Here is a 16,865-nt window from a genome sequence, read left to right on the forward strand (position 1 = left end):
AAGCGCTACGACTGCGGCGACAAGGCGGGCTGGGTCCAGGCGAACATCGCACTGGCGCTGGCGCGTGCCGACATCGGCCCGGCGGTGCGGGCGTTTGCGAAAGAAGCATTGGCGCTATAAAATTCGGCCAAAGTTACTTGTCAGGCACTCGAGTTGGTGGACGCGCCTGCTTTCGATGACATGGCTATTTTGAAAGCAAAGAATATCACATTGGCGAACGGCGGGGTCAGGCACGCAATTCAATGGGGTGGCCACCTTTGCTCGCTGGGCCGGGACAATCGCCGGACGAACTGACCATGTCCCGTTGGTTGATGTTACCCGTTCCTTTCGCTAGGCCCGGGCTTCCGGATCGGCTGACAGGTACCGGATGGATCTGAGCCGGAAACTAATGTGACCAAAACGCCCCGTCTTCTCGTCAACGTCCAGATCGCGCGCTTACTGGCCGCATTGCTGGTGGTAGTGCATCACGCCGATCACGAATTAATCCAGACGGCAATTGCCGGATGGCAGGACTATCGCCCCTGGTTCCGCTTTGATGGCAGCCTTGGGGTCGATGTGTTTTTCGTGATCTCGGGGCTCATCATGGTCCTCACCTCCGGCAACAGTTTCGGGTCTGTCGCCAGCGTCCGCCATTTCCTGACGCGGCGCCTTGTACGGATCGTACCCCTATACTGGATCTTCACCATGCTGATGTTGGTGGCGATGTGGTTCTTGCCGGGGCGCGTGGCACATTCGCAAAGCGGGGGCGGGCAGATCGTCGCATCGCTCCTGTTCTGGCCGATGCAGGACATGAAAGGATTGATCCAACCGATACTGGGGGTTGGCTGGACGCTCAATTACGAGATGTTTTTCTACGTGGCATTCGGCCTTGCGCTTCTGCTGCCGCGTCGAACGGGGCTGGTGACCATCTTCGCCAGCTTCACCTTGCTGGTCCTTGCCGGACAGGTCCTGCCCGCCGATGCGCCCGACGCGCTCCGCTTCTGGAGCGGTCCGATCATTCTCGAATTCCTGTTCGGCATGATCGTCGGCTTGGGCTTGCAGCGCGGATGGAGGATCGGCGGGGCAACAGCGGTACTCATGATGGTTGTCGGGGTTACGCTGCTATGGCTCGCCAGTGACACCGGTCTTTCGAGCACACCTTGGCGGTGGCTGGTCGGCGGCATACCGGCAAGCCTGATCGTAGCGGGTGCCGCCATGGGGCCACAAGCAGGCGACAGCGCTGGCGTGCGGATGCTGCGCCTAGGCGGCGATGCATCCTACGCCTTGTACCTATCGCACCCTTTCGCGATCAACATCGTATCGGTCATCTGGCAAAAGCTGCCGCTGGTCAGCCCGGCGGGTTATATTGCCGCCACCGTCATCGTTTCCCTCGCGACCGGCGTTCTGGTCCATCTCCTAGTCGAACGTCCTATCCTCGACATCCTGCACCAGCGCCCGATAGCATTGATGAAGCATCCGATGCTGTTTTTCTGGAAAAGGACGTCGGCAAGCAAATGACGATGCGATGCCGCTTGGATCATTCCATGATCCGGGCAGGCGAATACTTGCGCGAAAAGGTAGGTAAGGCGGTCAAGGGTACCGCAAGAAGCGTCGTAATGCCGGATTTCAATCGGGCCTGTTTGACGCTATCGAGCCGCCGATTGCGGTCGAATGCCACCCTTGAACGACAGAGACGACCGTCTCGTCCAACATCGGCGTCGTGCATCGCGCCAAGCGAGTTAACGATATGATATCAAAGCCTTCTCACTGGCAACCCCCAGCATCGACACTGCGTTTTCGCGCCATATGCTGCCTGCTTGCGGTCGATGCCTTGTGCCTCGTGGTCGGTTTCGCGCTGACGGCATGGCTACGCGGGATGTTCCTCGGCGAAACCGCATGGGTCATCGTGCTGGCCACCTTGACGCCGATCTATTTCTTTACCGCTTCCGGACTGCATGCATACGGCACCGAGACGTTGCAATCCGCACGGCATGGTGCGTTCAAGGGCGGGCAGTCGCTGTTAATATCGGTATGTGCGGTCATTCTGGTCGCCTTCTGCCTGCGAGCGAGCGACAGTTTCCCCCGACTGGTGGTGATGATCGGCACCGGAGCGACGTTCATGGCGATGGTCGTTGCCCGCTATGCGTTCATCGACAACATGGTCCGGCTGATTGGCGGAAATCCGTTCAGCGTGATGCTGCTGCATGATGGCGTGTCGCCGATGCCCAATGGCAGTTTCTCGATCGTGCTGACGTCTGACAGCGAACTCGATCCCGCGAGCCACGACCCGGCGATGTACGATCGCCTTGCCCGCGTCATCGGCAGTGCCGACCGGGTAATCGTCGCCTGTGCTCCCGAACGCCGGATCGCCTGGGCGAACGCGCTGAAGGGCGCTAACGTACAGAGCGAGATCTTCGTACCCGAACTGGCCCCGCTCAATCCGCTGGGGGTGTCGTCCTGCGACGACAGTCCTACCGTGACGATCGCGGTCGGCCCGCTCGGCTTGTTCGACCGCTTCCTCAAGCGGGCGTTCGACACGACGGTCGCCGGGGGCGTGATCGTGGCGCTGGCTCCGTTGCTGGCGATGATCGCGATCCTCATCAAGCTGGACACGAAGGGACCGGTATTCTTCAAGCAGGTCCGCATCGGCCGCAACAACGAGATGTTTCGCATCTGGAAGTTCCGCAGCATGCGGGTCGAGCAGAGCGATGGCGCCGGCCATCGTTCGGCATCGCGGGATGACGACCGCATCACCCGGATCGGCGGGATCCTACGCCGGACCAGCATCGACGAGCTGCCGCAACTCTTCAACGTGCTGAAAGGCGACATGAGCATCGTCGGGCCACGTCCGCATGCGCTGGGATCGCGTGCCGCCGACAAATTGTTCTGGGAAGTCGACGGCCGCTACTGGCATCGCCATGTGGTCAAGCCGGGACTGACCGGTCTGGCCCAGGTTCGCGGATATCGCGGTGCCACCGTGATCGAGGACGATCTGCGCAACCGGCTTCACGCCGATCTCGAATATCTCGAACACTGGTCGATCTGGTACGATATCAAGATTATTCTGCTGACGTTCCGGGTCCTGTTCCACCGCAACGCCTATTAGCGTTTCCGAGGGGGTGGGTTGCCGATACCTGGCCGGCATATGTCGCCTCTCGCGGCCGGGGAAGGCGCCTCGTCCCGATGAACCGGCAGCGGGTCGGCGAACCCGCCGCGCTATCGTCGTAAAGGGTGCTAGGCCGTGCCGCAGGCGGGCACGTCTTGGCCAACGCTACCGTATCGATGCTTCCCTGTGCTGTGACCAGCGGCTCCGCCACGATGGCAAGGGCAGGGGGCGACGTTCTTCCTGCTGGAACAGACGATCGTGCATTACCAGACTGGGGGCCAGCAATAGCAAGGCGGTGCTAACGTGGCGCAGATAGCTACCCAGATCGGGTTCGAAAATCGTTAGCACCAGTACATGAGCAAGGAACAGGCCTGCCGGCCAACTGATCCGTGGATTGCCGCTGCGCAATCCGGTGATCATCAACCACGCATAGATGCACAGATTAGCGAACAGATAGACTTCCTTGGGACCGGCACCGAAGAAAGGTAGGTTCAACCGGACTGCGGCATACAGGAAGTTGATGACGAAGGTGCCCAGTCCGTCGGGCTCGACCAGATTAAGGAAGGCCGTACGGTTGCCCGCTCCCGCAAATCCCGCGCGCGTGATGTTCACGACGTCGCGCTGCATCTGCAGCGTGTCATAGAGTTCCTTCGGCACGGCAAGCATCACCAGTGGAACTAGGGTAATCAGAACCGCCCGCCAGCCCCATGATGCCTTGAGGAACAGCAGGATGCCGAACCACAAGGCGATGATGATCAGATAATATTGCCGGAAGACGAAGGCATAGCCGATATATACCGCGCCGACCGCCGCTGCCTTGACCAGCGCCGGAATACGTTGCGATAGTAGGATCAGCGTGGTGGCGATCGCTACCGGGGTCGTGAACGTGTCTTTGATGAAGAAGGTCAGATACAGGAAAATCGGGGACAGCAGGCAGAAGCACCCGATCGCCAGCATCCGTGGAACACGCAGCCACCACAGGAACATGCCGATCAGCGTCGCACCGAACCCCAGCAGGATCACGAACTGCGTGGCCTTATTGGTATAGGCGTAGATCAGCGACATGACGGCATAACCGTCGAAGGAGTCCGCCGTGTCGGCACTGGTCGACAAGGATGCGACGGTTTCGGCGTCGTTGCCCTGCGTGGGCAACAGGATCGGGACGATGACGAGCGCGACCAGCAGCATCGCGAACATCACGGCGATCGCAAGGTTGCGCAGCGATCGACGTCGCGCCTCGACAACCGGATCGAGCGGCAGCAGGACGGACGGGTCGGATGTTTCAGGCAACATCGCGTATTTCACGGTAGAGCGCGTCGAGACCGGCGATCTGCGCCGTGGACGTGAAGCGGGTCTCGAAGATGGCGCGCGCACGCTGTCCCATCCGCGCCAGCTCAGCCTTGTCGAGCTTGAGGAGGGTTTCGGCGAAACGGTCGATGTTTTCGGCCTCTACCAACAATCCGTTCTCCGGCGGAGTCACGATCTCACGCATGATCTCGATGTCGTTGGCGATGATCGGTTTATAGGCCCGCATCGCCTCCAGCGCAATCATCGGCATGCCTTCCCATCGCGACGGCATGACCAATGCGTCGGCATCGGCCAGATAACGCGCGACTTCGGCGCGGGTCGCCCATCCATAGAGCCGGACGTTATCGGGTATTCCGTCTGCGGTAGGATCATAGCCTTCATGCCGTTCGCCTACGACATGAAACAGGATATTCGCATCGGTGCAGCGCCGTGCCGCGGCCAGCAACAGGTCCAGCCCCTTCTGGTGGCTGTATCGGCCGACGAACAGCAGGTTGATCGCACCCGGATCGAAACCGGTTGCAGTGGTCGATGCCGCCACCGGGGATTCCAGCGACACCCCGTTATGCACCACCCGCATCGGTTGCGTTGCAAGGCCGTTGCGAATGGCCAGCGCGCGTTCACTGTTTGATACGTTCACGACCGCGTCGGTCACGCGCAGCATCAAGCGTTCCAGCATGGCATAGACTTTGCGCTTCCAGGGCTTCACATCCATCGCGAATGCCCAACCATGGGGGCAATAGACGATCCCCGGCCGGTCGCGCCTGACCAGCAACGGAATGCGAAGCGCCGCACCCGCAAGACTGCTGTGCGCGTGAATGATGTCGGGTTTGAACTGTTCCTGCACTTCCTGAATGCGACGAGCCAGGTGCAGCGTTCTCCTTAACCGTTCGATGCCACCGCCCAAGGGATGCAGAACATGCGAAGGAATGGCTTCAAGATATTTGAAATGGTCCTCCGGACCCAGCAAGATTATGTTCTCGCTACCGTATTGCCGCATTTGCGCAGGCAAAATTTCATCAAGATGTGAAGCGATACCACCTTTGATGGTTTCCGCGATATGTAGGATTCGCATGCGGTCTTCCAGAACGTCTCGTCTTCAATAGTACCGCACCCGCAGGATCGCAGGCCTAGCGATCATACAACAGCCCAGCATATCATACGTATCGTATGTTGGCGGCTTTTAGACGCTCCTTTGGAACGGCGCAACATCTCACCTAGTACGTAAACGAGAGGATCCCCAAGTGGGTTCCGTCGACTGATCGGGGCTGATACAGGACCGCCATCGGGGGCATTGCGCCTCATGTTCAAACGGATTGCGGCGATGAAAGTTCTGGTTCTGGCACCAATGGTCCGGATCGCGATGCGGCTTTACCTGCAGCGCCTCCTCGACGAAGCGGACGCATCGGGTGCCGACGTAACCTTGATCGCCCCGTCGCATGTCGACGTGTCCACCCGTTTCCCGATCGTTCGCATGGGTGGCGGCGGCAAATGGGCGGTGGCTTGGGCACAGGTCAACCCGCTTACCTTTCTGCGGATCGCGATGACGATGCTGCGTGGGCGCTTTGACATGGTGCATGTCATCAATGGTGAAAATCGCCCGATGGTTCTCTGGACGCTGCTTCTCGCGCGGATGCTGGGCATGCGCGGGCTCGTCACGATCCACGATCCGTTGCCGCACCCCTGCGCCCGGCTCGAAGTGGCGACGTACAAGCTGGGTCTGGTGGCACGCCGTCTCGCCAGCGAACTCAATATCCATGACAAGGCACATCTGGACGTCGTCGACGATGGATCGGGCAAGCCGGTCCATGTCTTTCCCCTGCCCGACATGTCGAAGTCATTCCCCAAGGCCGCCGTATTCCGCAAGGAGCGCGAAGTGCTCTTCTTCGGACGCATGGAGCCGTACAAAGGCATCGATCACTTCGTCGACCTAGGGCTGCGGATGCGCGGCGCGGCACGCTTCATCCTTGCGGGCGGCGGCAACGTCCCCGACGATCTGCTCGCCACGATGCACGCAAACCCAGACGTGTTCACCGTCGAGAACCGCTATATCTCGGATGACGAGATGATCGCGTTCATGGACCGGGCAAAGGTCGCGCTGTTGCCCTATCACAGTGCCACCCAATCGGCGGTACCGCCGGTGGCATCGGCGCGCGGCGCGATCTCGATCGGCTTCGCGGTCGGCGGTCTCGTCAACCAGATTCCGGCATTGGGTGGTGTGGTGGTGCCTAGCGGCGACATGGACGCGCTGGAGGCGGCGGTCCGCGACGGGCTGGCGATGGACGAGGCCGCGCTGTTCCATCTGACTACGTTGCCCGATCCGTTCGAGGACGCGGTGCATCAGCTCTACGGTCCGGCGCGTGCCGGGAAATCGTCGGGCAAGCCGTCGGCGAAAATCGCCCCGGTCGTCATCGCGTAACCCGGGAGCACGCCATGGCCAAATCGCCCCTCCGTCGCAAACTCGGGCTGATCGCCGGATCGCTCGAAACCAGCCTGTACCGCGTGGTGCAGATCATCCCGGTCAACATCGTGCGCATCCTGTGCCTGCGCCTGCTGGGCGCGCGCGTCGGCGCAGGTATCGCGGTCAACCACGGCCTGCAGGTTCGCGTGCCCCGCCGGATCGCAATTGGCGACGACGTGTTTCTGGCCGAAGACGTGATCCTCGACGGGCGCGGCGGACTGACGATCGGCGCGCATACCAGCATCAACAGCCGCGCCCAGATCTGGACCGCCCAGCACGATTGGGCCTCGCCCGACTTCGCATTCGTTTCCGCACCGACCGTCATCGGCGATTATTGCTGGATCAGCGCCAACGTCGTCGTCCTGCCCGGCGTGACCATCGGCGAAGGAACGGTCGTCGCCGCCGGATCGGTCGTTACCAAGGATCTCGAACCCTGGATCCTTGCCGCGGGTGTCCCCGCGCGCAAGATCCGCGACCGTCCAGACGTTCGCGGCTACCGTCTCGATGCGGCGGCCAACAAGAACTGGTTCTGGTGATCCCGCGATCGCCCGCGACCCATTTGCAACCCGGAACCCGACGATCATGACGCAACCGCGCACCATCCTGTTCCTGTGCGACGATCCCGACGATCTGGGCGGCGTGCAGCGCGTGCTGGCGACGCTGGTCGATCAGTTCGAGGCGGTCGGATACCGGGTAGTAGTGACGTCGCTGTTCCTGCGCGACGCGACCGGCTTCGTCCGGCCGGAGGTCGAGCGGACCCTGCTCTTCCGCCAGGGACCGCTCGCCCGGCTCGTCCAGCGGTTCCGTCTCGGTCCGCTGCATCTTCAGGGGCGGCGAATCTTGCGCGTGAATAAGCTGGCGCAACGCCGTGCCAAGCAGGCCCTGCGCCGTCAGGTGCGCGATCTTGCCCCCGATGCCGTGATCGTCTTCGATTCCTTCATGGCCAAGCTCGCGGCCGAAGCCCTGCTGACCGGGACCAAGGTCTTGGTCCAATATCATAATTCCTATTCTTCGGTGTCGAAGACTGCCGATTTCGCCCGCTTGCGCACCGCCAGCCACGGGGTATCGGCCTTCCTTGGTCTGACCGCACAGGACGGGGAGCTGTTCCGCACGGCCGGATTTGCGCGCGCGGGGTATATCTCCAACCCGGTATCCTTTTATCCCGACACATTGCCTGAGAAGCCATCGCACCGGGTAATCGCGCTTGGTCGCTATCATCGGCAAAAGGCGTTCGACCATCTCGTCGCCGCATGGGCTGCCGTGCCACGCAAGGGAGATTGGCGACTGGATATCTATGGCGAAGGTCCCGAACGCGGCCTGATCCAGCAGACGGTCGACCGCCTGGGGGTAGGGGGCAGTGCCGTCATCCATCCCCCGACGTGGGAAGCCGAACGGTTGCTGTCGGATTCGGGCATCTATGTCCTCTCGTCACGCTTCGAGGGCTTTGGCATGGTGCTGGTCGAAGCGATGGCCTGCGGCGTGGCGCTGGTGTCGACACGGTGCGGCCCGGGTCCCGAGGAACTGACGCAGGGATGCGGCCTGCTGACCGATATCGGCGATATCGCGGGTATCGCTGATGCGATCCAGACACTGATCGACGATGCCGCGCTGCGATCGACCTTCGCCGAGGCCGGGCGACGCCGGGCGATGGAATACCGCGTCGACGCAATCGTCGAACAATGGCAAACGCTGATCGAAACCGCTCCCCCGGTACGCTAGGCGGCGGCGGCTGCCCCCGTTTTTCGCCCGGCAATCGCACCGTGGTTGAAAAAATCGCCGATCCGGGGCAGGCGTGGCCCGGTATAACGACGTGGAAATTATCGTGTCCGGTGGAATATTGTTTCTGGCAGCGGCTCTGCTGCAAATAGGCGGGTCGGCATCCGGTATCACCGATTATCCCGAAGTTCGGGCGGACGGTGCGATGCGCCGTGCATGGCAGGGACGGACCGTGGCGGTCGAGCGTATTTGCGGCGAACAGGCACGCATTACACGGATACGGGCAATCGATCAGCGCTTCGCGCGGGTGCAGCAAGCCTATCAGCGCAGGTTTGCCCGTGAGTGGGACAGCCTGGGCGCGGTTTCGGAAGGCCGTCTGGGCACCGAGAACCGTCCGGGCACGAACGGCGTCCTCTCCAGCGATCGCGGAGTCCGGCCCGGCTGCGCCACGATCAGTGCCTTCGCCGGCGCGCTCGGCGAATATCAGAACGGCGTGAACGCGGCAGAAGTCGAACTGCTGCAACGATAACGACCGACGGATCGGTCGCGACCGGCATCCGCCCGCATCTCATCACCGGACAGCCCGGAAACCAAGGAATCATCATGACCAAAAGCGCCATCATCACCGGTATCAGCGGACAGGACGGAGCTTATCTGGCGGAAAACCTGCTGGCACGGGGATATACGGTGTATGGCACCTATCGCCGGACCAGCTCGGTCAACTTCTGGCGGATCGAGGAACTGGGTATCCAGAACGATCCCAATCTGAAGCTGGTCGAATATGACCTGACCGATATGGGATCGGCGATCCGGCTGCTCGAACAATCCGGCGCGACCGAAGTCTACAATCTTGCGGCGCAAAGCTTCGTCGGCGTGTCGTTCAATCAGCCGATCGCGACCGGCGTGATCACCGGCCTCGGCGCGACCTATCTTCTCGAAGCGATCCGCACCGTCAATCGCGACATCCGCTTCTATCAGGCGTCGACTTCGGAAATGTTCGGGCAGGTACAGGCCGTGCCGCAGAAGGAGGATACGCCGTTCTACCCGCGCAGCCCGTACGGCGTCGCCAAGCTCTACGCCCACTGGATGACGGTCAACTACCGCGAGAGCTTCGGCATCTTCGGCAGCAGCGGCATCCTATTCAACCACGAATCCCCGCTGCGCGGACGCGAGTTCGTCACCCGCAAGATCACCGATACCGTCGCCAAGATCAGCCTCGGCCTGACCAGCCACCTCGAACTGGGCAACATGGATGCCGAGCGCGACTGGGGCTATGCCAAGGATTATGTCGAAGGGATGCGGCTGATCCTCCAGCATGACGTTCCCGACACCTTCGTCCTGGCAACCAACAAGAAGCAGACCGTTCGCGCCTTCGTCGAACTGGCGTTCCGCCAGGTCGGGATCGACATCGAATGGAGCGGACAGGCCGAAGACGAGATCGGCCGCGACACGGCGACCGGCAAGGTCCTCGTGCGGATCAACCCGCGCTTCTATCGTCCGGCCGAAGTCGAACTGCTGATCGGGGATCCGGCCAAGGCGACCGCCGAACTGGGCTGGCGCAGCGAGACGTCGCTCGAGGAACTGTGCCGGATCATGGTCGAGGCCGATCTGCGTCGCAACAAGGTCGGGCAGTCGTTCTGATGCGGATCGGCGTCACCGGTGCGCGTGGCTTCACCGGGGCGCCGGTCTTTGCCGCGCTGACACAGGCGGGGCATACCCCGCTTGCGATCGGCGCGGACATCACCGACGCGGCGGCGCTGGACCGCGAGATTGCGGGGATGCGTCCCGATGCGGTGCTGCATCTCGCCGCCAATGCCTTTGTGGCGTCAGATGACATTGCCGGTTTCTATACCGTGAATCAGGTCGGTGCCTTCAACCTACTGGCGTCGCTCGCCCGGCATTGTCCCGGGTGCCGCGTCCTCCTCGCCAGCAGCGCGCAGGTCTACGGCCAGGACGCATCGGGGATCGTGACGGAGGATCATCCGACGCGGCCCGCCAATCACTATGCGCTCAGCAAGCTGGCGATGGAGATCGGTGCGGATTTCTGGCGTGACACGCTCTCGATCATCGTGGCGCGGCCGTTCAACTATACCGGGGTCGGTCAGCAGAACCGCTATCTGATCCCCAAGATCGTCGATCATTTCCGGCAGCGCAAACCGGTGATCGAACTGGGCAACATCGATGTCGAACGTGATTTTGGCGACGTTCGCGCGGTAGCCGATGCGTATGTCGGGCTGATCGAGGCGGATGTGACCGGTCCGGTAAACGTTGCGACCGGCCAGGCCCATTCGGTGCGCGAAGTCATCGCGATCGCGCGGGACATCACCGGGCACGATCCTAGGATCGAGGTCAATCCGGCCTTCGTGCGGACCAACGACGTACAGCGTCTGGTCGGCAGCAACGAACGGCTGCGAACGATTGTGCCGGATTGGACGCCGCCGCCACTGGAACGGACGATCGCTTGGATGCTCAAAGCCTGACGTGGACAAGCGACGGGGCATCTTCGCTGCCTGCGGCTAACCGGAAGAAGTATTGATGATGAAACCAATTGCCGGTCGTCGCGGCCTTTCCCCGTCGCGAACCGGGCAAGGTGGAACAGCGGCCGATCCCGTCGATCATACCGCGGGCATCGTACCGGTGGTGCTGTTCGTTGCGGCACTGGTCGTCTTGGCGATGGGCGGGGGATCGAACCGGACTGACGTGGCCTCGCTGCTCTATGTCCGGCCGCTGCTCGTCCTCCTCCTCGGTGGAATGCTGTTGTTCGTCGAAAAAGCAGCACTTCGCTCGCTGCGGGTGCCTTTGCTGTTGTTCGCGCTGGCACTGGCGGTCGGCATCGTCCAGCTTATTCCCCTACCACCCGCCATCTGGCAGACGCTGCCCGAACGCTCGCTATTTGTGGAAGCGGCGGCGGCACAGGGACTGCCGCAACCATGGCGCCCCCTGTCGCTGACCCCCGATCTAACGCTGCAGGCGCTGCTGTGGTTCACTGCTCCGGCCTGCGCGCTGGCGGGATGGGCCGCCATACCTCGCAACCGGCGAATCCAGGTGTTCGTGGCGATCTTGATATTGTGCATGACCAGCGCGGTATTCGGGGCGTTGCAGGCTAGCCAGGGGGCCGACAGCCCGCTGTACCTGTACCAACGAACCTACGAGGGTAATGCCGTCGGCTTCCTCGCGAACCGCAATCATCAAGGCGCGTTGCTCGCCATCGGCTTCCCGTTGTTGCGAGTATGGACGCTCCTGCCCGCAAAGACGCTGCAGTTTGCCCGCGCCAGACTAATCATGGCGGCGATCGGTGCGGTCGCATTGATACCGATGATCCTGCTCACCGCATCGCGTGCCGGATTGGCGCTGGGTGGGCTGGGGATCGTCTTGGCGGCGATCATCGCGCCGTGGCGCGATATCCGCGAATTGACGGGAACTGCCGGACGGTACGTACCGCTCCTGTTTGCCGCCGCCGGCATCGCACTTGCCGGACTGATCGTCTTCTTCGGACGAGCGCTGGCGTTCGATCGTTTCCTGGCGCTCAGCGCCACGGACGATCTGCGCGTTCGCTTTACGCCGCAGGTTCTCTCGATCATCAAAGCCTATCTGCCTTTTGGCAGCGGATTAGGATCGTTCGATCCAGTCTTCCGGATCTTTGAAACCGAGGACATGCTGCGTCCGACCACCTACAACCATGCGCACAATGACTTCTTCGAAATTGCCATGACCAGCGGGGTCGCCGGCATCGCACTGGTCGCCGCCGGTATTGCGTGGTGGGCATGGAGCGGATGGCAGGTCTTTCGCGACCGGTCGCGTCTTGGCATCGGCATGATGCTTGGTCGTGCGGGGTGGAGCGTCATGCTGATCCTGATGCTGGCCAGTATCGTCGACTATCCGCTGCGGACACCGTTGCTGGGCTTCGTCTTTGCCCTGTCCGCGGCATGGCTGGCATCGGCGGGATACCGCCCGGCCGGTGGCGTTGCTTTACAACACGGGGCTCCACCGGTAGATGAAGTAGGTCAGGCCGGATCGCTCCAAGAGTTCAACCATTGAAAAACAAAGCTTTTTTGTTCGCCAGCATTGCTGGGCTGGCGTTGTCAGGCTGTGCCACACAACGCTTTTCGCCGCGCACCGATCTGGTGATGGCTGAACCTGGACAATTGCCGCCGCCCACCACCATCGATCTGATCGCGCCATCGCGGCCGTTCGTCCTTGGGCCGCTCGATCAGATTTCGGTCGAGGTCTATGGCTTGCCAGAATTCAGCCGGACGGTGCAGGTCGATGCCAGCGGCCAGATTGCGCTGCCGCTGGTCGGATCGATTCAGGCGGCGGGTAAGGCCCCGGCACAGGTGGCGGCGGAATATGCCGCGTCGTTGCGGCGGCAGTATATTCGCGATCCGCGGGTGACCGTGAACCTGACCGATACGGTTTCGCAGACGGTGTCGGTCGGCGGTGCGGTCGGTGCGCCGGGTATATATCCCGTGACGGCGCGCATGACGCTGTTGCGGGCGATCGCCCGGGCCGAGGGCGTGAGCGAATTCGGACGCGAAAAGGAAGTCGTCGTCTATCGCCGGGTCAACAACCGCGACATGGCTGCGCTGTATGATCTGCGCGCCATCCGTCAGGGAATGTATCCCGATCCCGAAATCTACGCCAACGACGTGATCGAGATTGGCGAATCCCGCGGGCGCCGTATCTTCCGGGATGTTATAACCGCCGCGCCGCTGTTGAGCGTTCCGCTCATCGCTTTGTTGAACTAACCGCCGGGGCTTTGTAACTCGATGACAATGACAGGATCGATGCCGGGCGGTGTCGACAATTCACCGGAAAACGCCGCGCGCTGGCTTCCTACTTCGCAGAAAGTGACCGCACGGCCCCAGGGATTGTCGCTGCTGACGCAAGGGTGGAATATCCTGCGTCGCCGCAAGTGGTTGATTGCAGCCGCGATCGGCATTGCCCTCATCGTCGGCATCGTGGTGACGTTGCTGGCGACGCCGCAATATACGGCGACGTCGGTTATCGAAATCCAGCGCGAGACGCGCAACTTCACGATGGTGAAGGGTGCCGACAGCAACGACAATGCCAGCATGGATACCGAATTCTATCAGACCCAGTACGGGCTGCTGGAATCGAAGTCCCTGGCGGAACGGGTCGTCAACCAGCTGCGCCTGGCCGACGACGCGACGTTCTTCGAAACGTTCGGCAGCGGGCAGTCGAAGGAATGGTTTGCCAATGGCCGCCCCGTGGCGGCAGCGTCAACGCGCGACCAGCGTATCCGGGCCGCATCGGCGATCCTGCTCGACCGCATCCAGATCACGCCGGAACGTCTCTCGCGGCTCGTGCGCATCAGCTTCTCCGCACCCGACGCCGCCTTCTCCAAGAAGGTGGTCGATGCGTGGGGTGCGCAGTTCATCCAGCAGACGCTGGCGCGCCGGTTCGACACGACCGCCTATGCCCGTCGCTTCCTTGAACAGCGTCTGGCGCAGCTGCGCGTCCGCATTGATGAATCCGAACGCAAGCTGGTCGACTATGCGGCGCGTGAATCGATCGTCAACCTGCCCGGCGAAACCAGCGCGAACGGTACCACGACGGAACGGCCACTGGTTGTCGACGATCTGAGCACGCTCAACCGCGAGTTGGCACAAGCGACGGCCGACCGCATCCGCGCAGGCAGCCGCCTGAACAGCAGCACCGGCGGGCAGAGCGCCGAAGCGCTTCAGAACACCACCATCACGCAGCTGCGGACGCAACGTGCTTCGCTGTCGTCCGAATATGCCAAGCTGATGGTTCAGTTCGAACCGCAATATCCTCCCGCCGTGGCGCTGCGCCGCCAGATCGCGCTGATCGACCAGACGATCGCGCGTGAGGAAGGCCGGGTCGGCGGATCGCTGCGCAGCGTGTACGATGCGGCAACCACGCGCGAGAACGAACTGCGCAGCCGCGTCAAGGAACTTGAACAGAGCGTTCTGAACTTCCGGCGCCGCAGCATCCAGTACAACATCTTCCAGCGCGACGCGGATACCAACCGCCAGCTCTACGATGCGCTGTTGCAGCGCTACAAGGAAATCGGCGTCGCCGGCGGCGTCGGCGTCAACAACATCTCGGTGGTCGACGAGGCCGAACTGCCCATCCGGCCGTCGAGCCCGCGACCGCTGCTGAACCTAGCGACGGCATTGCTGGTCGGTCTGGCGTTGGGCGCGATTGTCGCGGTCATCATCGAACAGGTCGACGACCGGCTGCGCAACCCGGCGGATATCACCGCATTGCTCGATATTCCGCTGTTCGGGACGATTCCGAAACTGCGTGACGGCAATGCGCATGAGGCCCTGCGCGACCCCAAATCGGTCCTGTCCGAAGCCTATCTGTCGCTGCAGACCAGCCTTGCCTTTTCCACCTCGCACGGCGTTCCCAAGACCTTGTCCGTCACCAGTTCGCGGCCCGCCGAAGGCAAGTCGACGACCAGCGACGCGCTGGCCCGTGCCCTTGCCCGTTCGGGGCGCCGGGTATTGCTGATCGATGGCGACATGCGCTCGCCATCGGTCCATCACTTGTTCGATGCCGAAAACCGCGTCGGGCTGAGCAATTACCTGTCGGGCGACGACCGGATCGAAACGCTGTGGAGGCCGACCGACGTTGCCGGCCTGTGGATCATGACCGCCGGTCCCAAGCCGCCGAGCGCCGCCGAACTGCTGACTGGCAATCGCCTCGGCGAACTGCTGTCAAAGCTGGGGACAAGCTTCGATCATATCGTCGTCGACGCGCCCCCGGTCATGGGGCTGGCCGACGCGCCGCTGATCGGCAGCGCTACCGAAGGCACGGTCTTCGTCGTCGACATGCAGGCGACGCGGCGTACCATCGCCCGGGTCGCTCTCGATCGCTTGCTCACGTCCCAGACGCATGTCTTGGGCGCGGTACTGACCAAATATGATCAGCGCGGAACCGCCGCCAGCTATGGCTATGACTATAGCTACAATTATGGCGAACAGACCGCATGATCCTGGACGCCAGTGGTGCAGCCTAGTCTGACGGCACGCCTCCCCTGGTGGCGGATCGTTTCGATCCTCATCCTAGGGGTACCGCTGCTGTGGCTGTCGCTGGCGATATCGCTGGATGGCATCGCGGCACGCAGTCGGCCCGAACAGGTCCTGCGCTGGTGGCCATGGTCGGCGAGGGCCGCCGCCGCGCGCAGCGCCGCGCTGATTACCGATCCGGCCTTCCCGCGCAATATTGCCGAGGTCCGCGCCGCGGCATCGGCATCGCTCGACCGACAGGCCCTGTCCCCCGTCGCCGCCCGGTCGCTGGCGCTGGCCGCCGCGCAACGCCCCAATGGCCTGGACCGGGCGCAACGGCTGATGCGCTATGGCGAGGCATTGACCCGTCACGACCTGCAAACGCAACTCTGGCTGATCGAAACCAGCGTTCAGCAAGGCCGGATCGATCAGGCGCTGATCCATTACGACCGGGCACTGCGCACATCACCCGATTCGCGTGGACTGTTGCTGCCGATCATGGTTGCCGCGGTGAACGAACCGACTATCGCCCGGTCGTTGACCGGGCTGCTCGCTGCTCGTCCGTCGTGGCGCTATGCGTTCGCCGACCGGCTTGTCGTCGAAGGCGGAAACCCGGAAACCATTGCGATCCTGCTTCCTGCCCTCGGCCTGTCACCCAATGTCGAATTCGATCGCCGGCTGATCGGCAACGGCCTTGCCCGGATGGTCGAACTGGGCAGTGCCCGCAAGGCCTATGCCTTGTACCAGCGGATGGGGGGGCAACCAATCACAACGGCCAACCGGGTCAATAACGGCAACTTCGCCAGGGATGCCGGGCTCCGCCCGTTCGACTGGTGGATGGCGACCGACAATGGTCTGGTGGCAAGCCGCGAACCCGATGAGAAGCAGGGCTACCGCATGCGCGTGAGCATCGCGGCGGGGGCCAGCGGAACGCTGGCACGGCAACTCGTGCTGGTTGAACCGGGCAGCTATGCGCTGCGGGCGCGGGTCGCCGGCGAAACCGAAGAGAACAGCAAGGTCGCACTCCGGCTGACCTGCACCGGCGGCACCCGTCTGTTCGATCGGCCGCGCGATGCGAACGGCATCGTTACCGGAACGGTCACGGTCCCGGCGGGATGCGATGCGGCATGGCTGTCGTTCGAGGCGTCAGGCGCACTCGATGGCCCGCCGGACGATTATCTGATCCAGGATGTTTCCCTGACCCGGCAGTGATCGTCGCCGGGCAAGGGGACGCTTCATTGGGGTCAAGCGCGGCCATGGCACATCCCATGCGCCATGGGCGGCGGCACGAATGTCCTGCGGG

At 62.5% G+C, this 16,865-nt stretch carries 14 protein-coding genes and 1 pseudogene; 13 read left to right on the forward strand and 2 right to left on the reverse strand.

Annotated features, from left to right (window positions below; translation table 11 throughout):
* From ASG37_RS17765 to ASG37_RS16455, 3 genes and pseudogenes are all read left to right on the forward strand, one after another.
* Positions 1–120 (forward strand): annotated as a pseudogene (locus ASG37_RS17765) (UTP--glucose-1-phosphate uridylyltransferase); the annotation flags it as partial.
* A 270-nt stretch (positions 121–390) separates the two neighbouring features.
* The gene (locus tag ASG37_RS16450) at positions 391–1,497 is read left to right on the forward strand and encodes an acyltransferase family protein (RefSeq protein ID WP_055762978.1); all 1,107 of its coding nucleotides are present in this window, start codon (positions 391–393) and stop codon (positions 1,495–1,497) included.
* Positions 1,498–1,726: 229 nt separating this feature from the next.
* Complete coding sequence (locus tag ASG37_RS16455) at positions 1,727–3,085, forward strand: exopolysaccharide biosynthesis polyprenyl glycosylphosphotransferase (RefSeq protein ID WP_082448625.1); 1,359 nt, start codon at positions 1,727–1,729, stop codon at positions 3,083–3,085.
* 165 nt (positions 3,086–3,250) lie between these two features.
* Here the strand turns inward: ASG37_RS16455 and ASG37_RS16460 are convergent, their stop codons facing one another.
* Positions 3,251–4,390 carry a hypothetical protein gene (locus tag ASG37_RS16460; protein WP_156349270.1) on the reverse strand — a complete coding sequence of 380 codons (1,140 nt, stop codon included), beginning with the start codon at positions 4,388–4,390 and terminating at the stop codon, positions 3,251–3,253.
* Positions 4,368–5,465 carry a glycosyltransferase gene (locus ASG37_RS16465; protein WP_082448627.1) on the reverse strand — a complete coding sequence of 366 codons (1,098 nt, stop codon included), beginning with the start codon at positions 5,463–5,465 and terminating at the stop codon, positions 4,368–4,370. Before ASG37_RS16465 ends, ASG37_RS16460 begins: the two co-directional genes overlap by 23 nt.
* A 249-nt stretch (positions 5,466–5,714) precedes the next feature.
* Here ASG37_RS16465 and ASG37_RS16470 point away from each other — a divergent pair, with 249 nt between their 5' ends.
* The 10 genes from ASG37_RS16470 (at position 5,715) to ASG37_RS16515 (ending at position 16,774) form a co-directional block, all read left to right on the forward strand.
* Positions 5,715–6,809: a glycosyltransferase gene (locus tag ASG37_RS16470; protein ID WP_162233486.1), complete on the forward strand. Its 1,095-nt coding sequence runs from the start codon at positions 5,715–5,717 to the stop codon at positions 6,807–6,809.
* Positions 6,810–6,892: 83 nt separating this feature from the next.
* Complete coding sequence (locus tag ASG37_RS16475) at positions 6,893–7,387, forward strand: acyltransferase (protein WP_162233487.1); 495 nt, start codon at positions 6,893–6,895, stop codon at positions 7,385–7,387.
* A gap of 46 nt (positions 7,388–7,433) precedes the next feature.
* Positions 7,434–8,570, forward strand: a complete 1,137-nt coding sequence (locus ASG37_RS16480; protein ID WP_055762993.1) for a glycosyltransferase — start codon at positions 7,434–7,436, stop codon at positions 8,568–8,570.
* Between the two features lie 73 nt (positions 8,571–8,643).
* The gene (locus ASG37_RS16485) at positions 8,644–9,096 is read left to right on the forward strand and encodes a hypothetical protein (RefSeq protein ID WP_156349271.1); all 453 of its coding nucleotides are present in this window, start codon (positions 8,644–8,646) and stop codon (positions 9,094–9,096) included.
* 74 nt (positions 9,097–9,170) lie between these two features.
* Positions 9,171–10,208 (forward strand): GDP-mannose 4,6-dehydratase, encoded by a 1,038-nt coding sequence (gene gmd / locus ASG37_RS16490; protein ID WP_055763000.1) that lies wholly within the window; start codon positions 9,171–9,173, stop codon positions 10,206–10,208.
* Positions 10,208–11,047: a GDP-mannose 4,6-dehydratase gene (locus tag ASG37_RS16495; protein ID WP_055763003.1), complete on the forward strand. Its 840-nt coding sequence runs from the start codon at positions 10,208–10,210 to the stop codon at positions 11,045–11,047. The genes gmd and ASG37_RS16495 overlap by 1 nt, the downstream gene beginning before the upstream one ends.
* A gap of 55 nt (positions 11,048–11,102) precedes the next feature.
* The gene (locus ASG37_RS16500; protein ID WP_082448631.1) at positions 11,103–12,605 is read left to right on the forward strand and encodes an O-antigen ligase family protein; all 1,503 of its coding nucleotides are present in this window, start codon (positions 11,103–11,105) and stop codon (positions 12,603–12,605) included.
* A gap of 89 nt (positions 12,606–12,694) precedes the next feature.
* Entirely contained in the window at positions 12,695–13,312 is a 618-nt protein-coding gene (locus ASG37_RS16505; protein WP_200909859.1) for a polysaccharide biosynthesis/export family protein, read from the forward strand.
* 102 nt (positions 13,313–13,414) lie between these two features.
* On the forward strand, positions 13,415–15,547 hold the full coding sequence (locus ASG37_RS16510) for a GumC family protein (protein ID WP_235525326.1): 2,133 nt from the start codon (positions 13,415–13,417) through the stop codon (positions 15,545–15,547).
* A 15-nt stretch (positions 15,548–15,562) separates the two neighbouring features.
* Positions 15,563–16,774: a hypothetical protein gene (locus ASG37_RS16515; protein WP_156349273.1), complete on the forward strand. Its 1,212-nt coding sequence runs from the start codon at positions 15,563–15,565 to the stop codon at positions 16,772–16,774.
* The last annotated feature ends 91 nt before the right edge of the window (positions 16,775–16,865 follow it).

The organism is Sphingomonas sp. Leaf407 (genome assembly GCF_001425385.1).
In the GTDB taxonomy this organism is placed as follows: Bacteria; Pseudomonadota; Alphaproteobacteria; order Sphingomonadales; family Sphingomonadaceae; genus Sphingomonas.